6 protein-coding genes and 1 pseudogene are annotated in these 7,939 nt (G+C 62.1%); 3 read left to right on the top strand and 4 right to left on the bottom strand.

All coding sequences use genetic code 11. The features are described 5' to 3' along the window. Window positions 1–409 precede the first annotated feature (409 nt). Window positions 410–1,180 (top strand): hypothetical protein, encoded by a 771-nt coding sequence (locus ACW9H9_RS07770; protein ID WP_457342438.1) that lies wholly within the window; start codon window positions 410–412, stop codon window positions 1,178–1,180. Between the two features lie 193 nt (window positions 1,181–1,373). Next, the gene (locus ACW9H9_RS07765) at window positions 1,374–2,186 is read left to right on the top strand and encodes an alpha/beta fold hydrolase (protein ID WP_457342439.1); all 813 of its coding nucleotides are present in this window, start codon (window positions 1,374–1,376) and stop codon (window positions 2,184–2,186) included. Between the two features lie 36 nt (window positions 2,187–2,222). Here the strand turns inward: ACW9H9_RS07765 and ACW9H9_RS07760 are convergent, their stop codons facing one another. The 4 genes and pseudogenes from ACW9H9_RS07760 to ACW9H9_RS07745 all read right to left on the bottom strand — a co-directional run bounded on the left by ACW9H9_RS07760 (window position 2,223) and on the right by ACW9H9_RS07745 (window position 6,683). Continuing rightward, a complete protein-coding gene (locus tag ACW9H9_RS07760) occupies window positions 2,223–2,927 on the bottom strand; it encodes a methyl-accepting chemotaxis protein (RefSeq protein WP_457370421.1) in 705 nt (234 codons plus the stop codon). Window positions 2,928–3,128: 201 nt separating this feature from the next. Further along, window positions 3,129–3,308, bottom strand: a pseudogene (locus tag ACW9H9_RS07755) (HAMP domain-containing protein); the annotation flags it as partial. A 994-nt stretch (window positions 3,309–4,302) separates the two neighbouring features. Beyond that, the gene (locus tag ACW9H9_RS07750) at window positions 4,303–5,718 is read right to left on the bottom strand and encodes an aminotransferase-like domain-containing protein (RefSeq protein ID WP_457342440.1); all 1,416 of its coding nucleotides are present in this window, start codon (window positions 5,716–5,718) and stop codon (window positions 4,303–4,305) included. A gap of 203 nt (window positions 5,719–5,921) precedes the next feature. Continuing rightward, complete coding sequence (locus tag ACW9H9_RS07745; RefSeq protein ID WP_457342441.1) at window positions 5,922–6,683, bottom strand: SDR family oxidoreductase; 762 nt, start codon at window positions 6,681–6,683, stop codon at window positions 5,922–5,924. 227 nt (window positions 6,684–6,910) lie between these two features. Between ACW9H9_RS07745 and ACW9H9_RS07740 the strand changes: the two genes are divergently transcribed. After that, window positions 6,911–7,918, top strand: coding sequence for an NADP-dependent oxidoreductase (locus ACW9H9_RS07740; RefSeq protein WP_457342442.1), 1,008 nt, complete (start codon window positions 6,911–6,913; stop codon window positions 7,916–7,918). Window positions 7,919–7,939: the final 21 nt, after the last annotated feature.

The following is a 7,939-nucleotide window of genomic DNA, read 5'->3' as shown; positions in this document are numbered from 1 at the left end:
CCTGTTACCGCCGTGAAAGGGCGGTGTCCTAGGCCACTAGACGAAGGGGACACACGTACAACATTCACTACTCACTGCGTTTGGCTGTGTGCTTTACGCTGTAAGTGGCGCGCATTCTATGGATGGATTGAAAGGTCGTCAACCCCCAAGGATAAATTTATTTAAATCAATGACTTCGACGTGCTTTAAGGGGTTTGGGGGGCATTCTGGCCGTCCGGGCTTTGACGCCTATATTCTGGCGTTCAACAAGGCGTTATAGTTGGCGCCTGCAAATGATGGCAATGTGCACCTACGCAGGGACTGCCTACCTATATAAAGAAGACTGACTTGGGCAACTGGTCGCGCGGTCCTATCCGCCCCCTGCCGCAGTCACTACACTTCAACGCAACCCTATAAAGAGGTCACACCGGTGACACCACTCATGATCACCCTGCTGGTACTGGCCGGGATCGCAATACTGATCGCCATTGGCTACATGAACCACGTGGTGGAAAACAACAAACTGGAACGGGCCCGTACTCGCGTTGAGCTCAACGACCGGCTGCGTCGCTGCGGTGAAATCACCGAGACTTTCCCAGGGCAACTCATGAGCCCGGCGCTCAAATTGCTGCTCACCCGCCTGGAACTCAACGTCAACCAGCGCCTGCTGGGCCTGGACAAATCCAACGCGGCGCTCAAGGCGCGCATCACCGAACTCGGCGCACTGGTCGCCCAGGGCGAATCGATTCCGGTGAACAACCCGCCGACGCCGATCCAGACCGAAGCCAAGGCCAAGGACGTGCGTTTCCTGTTGGAAGCCTTGCACGGCCAAGTCACCCGCGCCGCCCAGGACGGCTTTTTGCCCGCCAATGAGGCCAAGCACTGGATCCGCGAAATCCGCCACATCCTGGTGTTACTGCACATCGAGTTCTTCAATAACCTGGGCCAGCATGCCTTGCAGCAGGGCCAACCCGGCCAGGCCCGCCTGGCATTCGAGCGCGGCGTGCAATACCTGCGCAAACAGCCGGAGCCGGTGGTCTACAGCGCCCAGTTGCAGCTGCTGGAAAAACAACTGGCGCGGGCCAATTCCATGGTGCTCACCAACATCCAGCCGACCGATGACGACGTCAACGAGCTGACCGAAGGCTTGAAAGTGGTCGACGCGGATGCCGACTGGAAAAAGAAAGCCATTTACGACTGAACAAACAACGCCTCGACTTGACGAGCTCTGGCGTGGGCCTGAAAGCGGGAGCAAGCGCTCCCGCCGTACCCGTGGCCTGAATAACGAAACCTCCCCGGCAGTTTGTGACAGTGCCATCACTTCGCATCTATCCCCACGCCCTCGACTAGCGTAAAAAAGTGCCCCTCACTCCGTGAACCTGAAGGCCACTTCCATGCCTATTGTCACCCTTGATGGACAACCGCTGCACTACCTCGACCAGGGCACCGGCCCGGCCGTCCTACTCGGCTCAAGCTACCTGTGGGGCCACGACATGTGGGCGCCACAGGTTCAGGCCTTGTCGCAGCAATACCGCGTCATCGTTCCCGAGCTGTGGGGCCACGGTGAGTCCGGTCAACTGCCCCAGGGCACGGCGTCGCTGGACGACCTGGCGCGCCAGACGCTGGCGTTGCTGGACCACTTGCAAATAGAGCAGGTCAACCTGGTGGGCTTGTCGGTCGGCGGTATGTGGGGCGCCCGCCTCGCCTTGCAGGCGCCACAGCGCATCAACAGCCTGGTGCTGATGGACACCTACCTCGGCGCCGAGCCGGAGGCCACGCGCCAGTATTACTTCTCGCTGTTCAAGATGATCGAAGACGCCGGTGCCATTCCAGAACCGTTGCTGGATGTGGTCGCACCGATCTTTTTCCGCCCGGGCATCGATCGGCAATCGGCGCTTTACCAGGATTTTCGCGCGGCCCTGAAGGCCCTCCCCAAAGAGCGCCTGTTGAGTAGCATCGTGCCGCTGGGCCGGTTGATTTTCAGCCGCAGTGACGTGCTGGACCAACTGCCGCGCCTGAACAGCGACACCACCCTGGTGATGTGCGGCGAGCAAGACAAGCCCCGCCCACCGGCAGAAGCCCGGGAAATGGTCGAGCTGATCGGCTGCGACCTGGTGCTGATCCCGAACGCAGGGCATATTTCCAGCCGGGAAAACCCCGAGTTCGTCAACGAAGCCTTGCTGACGTTCCTCGCCAACAACGCCTGACGCCCCTGCCCTGTGATCGCCGCCCCCTTGCGGCGATCACAGGCGAAAATGCCCGACCATCCCTTTAAGCTCCGTGCCCAATTGCGCCAGCTCAATGCTCGACGCGGCGTTGCCTTGCATGCTGATTGCCGATTGATCGGCACTTGCGCGGATGCTGGTCACACTGCGGTTGATCTCTTCGGCCACGGAGCTTTGCTGCTCGGCGGCCGCGGCGATCTGCTGGTTCATCTGCTGAATCAACGACACCGCCGCCGCAATGCTACCCAGGGCACTTTCGGTTTCCAGCGCATCGCTGACCGCCAGCTTGACCAACTCGCCGCTCTGCTTGATCTGCTGCACCGAGGACTGCGCCGCGCTGCGCAGGGTGCTGACCAACCGCTCGATTTCTTCGGTCGATTGCTGCGTGCGCCGCGCCAGTGCGCGCACTTCATCGGCCACCACCGCAAAACCACGGCCCTGCTCGCCCGCCCGCGCCGCCTCGATGGCCGCGTTCAGCGCCAGCAGGTTGGTTTGCTCGGCAACACTTTTGATCACATCCAGCACCGCCCCGATGTTCTGGATCTCGGCGCTCAGGCTTTCGATGCTGGTGCTGGCCGAGGTGGCGGAGGTGGACAGCGCCTCGATGCGCTGCAAACTCTGACGCACCACCTGCTGGCCAGTCTCGACCTTCTCGTCTGCCGTTTGCGCCGCCAGCGCCGCTTCTTCGGCGTTGCGCGCCACGTCATGAACCGTGGCTGCCATCTGGTGCATGGCAGTGGCCACTTGCTCGGTTTCTTCTTTTTGGCTGCTGACTTCGACATTGGTCTGTTCGGTCACGCCTGACAGCGAATGAGCAGAACTGGCCAATTGCTCAATGCCCGCCTGCAACCCGCTGACCATCTGGCTCAACCCGTTGCCCATCTGCTGCATCGCCTGCATCAGTTGGCCCATTTCATCGCGACGGGTCACCTCCACCCGGCCACTGAGGTCACCGGCGGCAATCCGTTGGGCCACCGCGATCACACTGCGCAGCGGCGCGACGATCAACCGCGTGATCACCCACGCCGCCAGCAACCCCACTAACAACGCCAGCGCGGCAGAGCCGATGATCAGCCAGGCGCTTTTCTTCAATTGCGCCTGCATGGACTCATCTTCTGCGTCATAAGCCTGGTTGACCCGGTTGACCACCTGGTCGGCGCGCTCGCGCAGTTGCTGGTACACGCCTTTTTCCTGAGCCAGCAGCCCGGTGTACTCGCCCAGCTTCTCGCCAAAGGCCGCAATGTGCCCGGCCACCTCGTTCAGCACGGTTTGGTAGCCAGCGTCTTTCACCGCGGTCTTGAGTTGTTCGAGCTGGGCCAACGCCTGGTCGGCCTGCTCGATCTTGCCTTGCCCGGCGTTGTCATCCTCGCCCTTGCGGCTCTGGTCCAAGCGGGCGCGGGCTTCGTTCATGGCCTGCAACATCAGCCGCGAAACCTGACTGACTTGCCCCGCTTGCTCGATAAATTCGGCGCCCTCTTTGCCCTGGCTGTCCTTGAGGGCATACGCACCGTCATCCGCCAGGCCAGCTTGCAGCACGTCAAGGTTATTGGCGACGCTGGACACCGACCAACTGGCCATTTCAAGGGCCAGGTCCTTGGCCTGGGTCAGCTCCACGAACTCGTCAAACGCCTTGCGGTAAGCGGCCAGGGCCTGCTCCACATCGCTCATCACCTTGACGTTGGCAGACGAGCGCGTCTTGAGGTCAGCCGCCTCGGCGGCCAGGGCCTCGACGCTCTGGTGCAGGGCATCGACCGACTTGGGGTCGGCGTGCAGCGCGTAGTCTTGCTCGATCAACCGCACCTTGAGTAAACCACTGTCGAGCGCGGACATGGCCTTGAGGTCGGCAAACCGCTGCCCGACGGTGTTCAGCGACCACACCCCGATGGCCGCCACCAGCGCCGTCAACAGCAGCACCAGGACGAAACCCACGCCCAGCTTTTTCGCCATCCCCAGGTTGGCAAAACGTCGTTGCACGGCCGTTATCATTGCACCTGATCCTCTTGCCATGGCGGATGCCGCCAGCCCGTTTTCATGCCGCGAGAGTCGCAACCCGCAGGCCCTGAGCACAAGCGTTTGGCGCCACAATAATGGCAAAAAGCTATATGTTCGTCGTTTTCAGAACGGTGGAGGTCGATCCTGCGGGGCCCGCTGCCTTGAACAGCGCCAGCGCACGCGGGTCCCCGGCGTAGGCCACGTTGATGCGCAGCCAGTCGCTCGGCTCCCCGCTCGGGCTGAACAACGCCCCCGGCGACAGCAACACCCCGAGCCGCCGCGCCCGGGACGGCAGGCTCGCACGGTCGCCCGTACCCGGCCGGGCCCACAGGAACATGCCCCCGGCCGGCACCGCGAACACTTCCCACTCTTCGTCCTCCAGCACCTGCAGGGTCATGGCCATCTGCTCGCTCAGGCGCCGACGCAGGCGCTGTACCCCTTTACGGTACGTGCCATTGGCCAACACGGTGGCCACCACCGCCTCGGCAAACCGGGAGGTGCCCATGCCGGTCAATGTCTTGACCTTGAGCAACTGCGCAATGATCGCAGCGCTGGCCGTGAGGTAGCCCACACGCAGGGCGCTGCTCAGGGTCTTGGAAAAACTCGACACGTAAATCACCCGGTCGTGGTGGGGCAAGGCGGCAAGCCGGGTGCACGTGGCCGGTTGCAAGTCACCGTAGACGTCTTCTTCGATAATCAGAAAGTCCAGGCTCTGCGCCAGTTGCAACAACCGCTCGGCCACGGGCAGCGCCAGGCTGGTGCCCGTGGGGTTGTGATACAGGCTGCTGATAAACAGGCATTTGGGCCGATGCTCGCGCAGCAGGGCTTCGAGCGCCAGCAGGTCGGGGCCGCCCCGGGTACGCGGGACCGCCAAAAGCTTCACCCCATGGAACGCCAGTTGACGGTACAGGTTGGCGTAGCCCGGCTGCTCCACCACCACGCTGTCTCCGGCCTTGAGCAGTGTGCGTATCAGCAGGTCCTGGGCATGGCTCGCGCCGCCGGTGGTGAGGATATGGTCGACGCTGGCAGCCACGTGGATGTGGCTCAATCGCTTGAACAGTTGCTCGCGCAGGGCAGGCAGGCCCAACGGCGTGCTGTAATTGAAGAGCCCGGCGGTGTCGGTGCGGGCGACTTCGCGTATTGCGTAGTTGAGGTCGTCGCTTTCGCGCCAGGCGTCGGGCAGCCAGCCGCACCCCAGTTTCAACTCCCCCAGCCGGTTGTCGGTAAAGGCGCCCCAGCCTTGCTCGGCGCCTTCATACCACGGGCTTTCGCGCGCCAGGCCGGCCGATTCGGCAATGAAAAACCCCGACCCCTGGCGCGCTGTCAGCATGCCCTCGGCCACCATTCGCTCAAGGGCCTGGATGACGCTGGACTGGCTCAGCAGGTTGTCATGGGCCAACTGCCGCACAGAGGGCAAACGCGTCCCGGGGCTCACGCCGCTTTGGCGAATCCACCCGGCCAACGCGCTGACGATTTGCTGCACTACCGGTACAAGGGCTTGTCGATCGATGCCTAAATCCATGAGCCACTCACTTCAACTGTTGTCATTTAACCCAAAACAGTTAAGCACAGAAGGCTGTAGGCAACGCCTGCCAATATTTATTAAATCGTTGATTTAATTAGATTATTTACCTGGTGATACACATTCGGGCGCGGCATCTGGCCACCTGCGGAAAAGCCTCACAGCGCTGCCAAGGCTTTTCTGCATGCCGCGGGCATCAGGTCCTAAATGGCCGTTGCGCCACCGTCCACCGCCAAGGCCTGGCCGGTGGTAAAGGCTGCGCCATCACAGCACAGGTACAGCACCGCGCTGGCAATTTCCTCGACCTTGCCGATACGGCCTACCGGGTGCATGGCCGCGGCGAACTCGGCCTTTCTCGGGTCGGCCTCGTAGGCGCGCCGGAACATGTCGGTATCGATCACCGCCGGGCACACGGCGTTCACGCGGATGCTCTTCTTCGCATACTCGATCGCCGCCGACTTGGTCAGGCCGATCACCGCGTGCTTGGACGCCGCGTAAATACTCATCTTCGGCGCCGCCCCCAACCCGGCGACGGAGGCGGTATTGACGATCGCCCCGCCGCCTTGCGCCAGTAACAGCGGCAACTGGTACTTCATGCACAGCCACACGCCCTTGACGTTGACCCCCATGATGGCGTCGAAGTCATCCAGGCTGCCGTCGGCCAGCTTGCCCTTCTCGATCTCGATACCCGCGTTGTTAAAGGCGTAGTCCAGGCGGCCATAGGTGGCCACGGTCTGCTGCATCAGGTTTTGCACCTGCGCTTCTACAGTCACGTTGCAGCGCACGAACACCGCTTCACCGCCCGCCTGGCGGATCAAAGCGACCGTGCCTTCACCGCCTTCGGCGTCCAGGTCGGCCACCACTACTTTCAAGCCTTCGGCGGCGAACGCCTGCGCCGTGGCGCGGCCAATACCGTTGGCGGCACCGGTCACCAGGGCGACCTGGCCGGAAAATGTCATGCTCATGCAAGCTCCTCGGATAAAGCGGATGGGTACGCCGAGTCTAGCCAGCCGCGCCATGCCCGTGTCAGCACTATCAAAAGGCCGGTTGATACTTCATGCGTTGCAGTGATAAGCCCTACCGGCTGACTATCATTGAGCTGGATCGATGGGCATTCGCACCGACCGTCTGGCTTGCCCCTTCTGCCTCTAAGGGCTATCACTCAAGGTTCACTTTTTAAAGAGTCCCTGCCATGACTGCCCAGACCAATCGCCAATTTCTGCTCGCCAAACGCCCGGTCGGGCCCGCCACGCGGGACACGTTCACTTATCAGCAAATACCGCTGGGCACCCCGGCCGATGGGCAGGTGCTGGTGCGCAACGAGTACCTTTCACTGGACCCGGCCATGCGCGGCTGGATGAACGAGAGCAAGTCCTACATCCCGCCGGTGAGCCTTGGCGAGGTCATGCGAGCGCTGGGCGTAGGCCAGGTCATTGCCTCGAACCACCCCAAATTTGCGGTGGGCGACTACGTCAACGGCGCCATCGGCGTGCAGGATTACTTCCTCGGCGAGCCAAGAGGTTTCTACAAGGTCGATCCGAAACTGGCGCCCCTGCCGGTTTACTTGTCGGCACTGGGCATGACCGGCATGACCGCCTATTTTGCCCTGCTGGAGGTAGGCGCCCCGAAAGCCGGTGACACCGTGGTGATTTCCGGCGCGGCCGGGGCGGTGGGCAGCATTGCCGGGCAGATCGCCAAGATCAAGGGTTGCCGGGTGGTGGGCATTGCGGGCGGCGCCGACAAGTGCAAATACCTGGTGGATGAGCTGGGCTTCGATGCGGCCATCGATTACAAGCACGAAGATGTGCTCGCCGGGCTCAAGCGCGAGTGCCCCAAAGGCGTGGATGTGTATTTCGACAACGTCGGCGGCGACATTCTGGACGCCGTGCTGAGCCGCCTGGCATTAAAGGCGCGGGTGGTGATTTGCGGTGCCATCAGCCAGTACAACAGCAAGGAGGCGGTGAAGGGGCCGGCCAACTACCTGGCATTGCTGGTCAACCGGGCGCGCATGGAAGGCTTTGTAGTGACCGACCACGCGGCCCACTACGCGAGCGCCGCACAGGAAATGGCAGGCTGGATGGCTCAGGGCAAGCTCAAGAGCAAAGAAGACATTGTGGAGGGGCTGGAGACATTCCCGGAGACGCTGATGAAACTGTTCAACGGCGAGAATTTCGGCAAGTTGGTGCTCAAGGTCAACTGACACAGCGGCCGTGGGAGCGGG

This window comes from Pseudomonas sp. SDO5215_S409, from assembly GCF_054071325.1.
Note: the sequence above shows the minus strand (reverse complement) of the source record. Positions and strands in the feature narration are given on the sequence as shown.

Coding starts and splice junctions, on each gene's coding strand:
- ACW9H9_RS07745 (WP_457342441.1), bottom strand. CDS start 6,683: ATGAGCATGACATTTTCCGGCCAGGTCGCCCTGGTGACCGGTGCCGCC.
- ACW9H9_RS07760 (WP_457370421.1), bottom strand. CDS start 2,927: ATGGCAGCCACGGTTCATGACGTGGCGCGCAACGCCGAAGAAGCGGCG.
- ACW9H9_RS07740 (WP_457342442.1), top strand. CDS start 6,911: ATGACTGCCCAGACCAATCGCCAATTTCTGCTCGCCAAACGCCCGGTC.
- ACW9H9_RS07750 (WP_457342440.1), bottom strand. CDS start 5,718: ATGGATTTAGGCATCGATCGACAAGCCCTTGTACCGGTAGTGCAGCAA.
- ACW9H9_RS07765 (WP_457342439.1), top strand. CDS start 1,374: ATGCCTATTGTCACCCTTGATGGACAACCGCTGCACTACCTCGACCAG.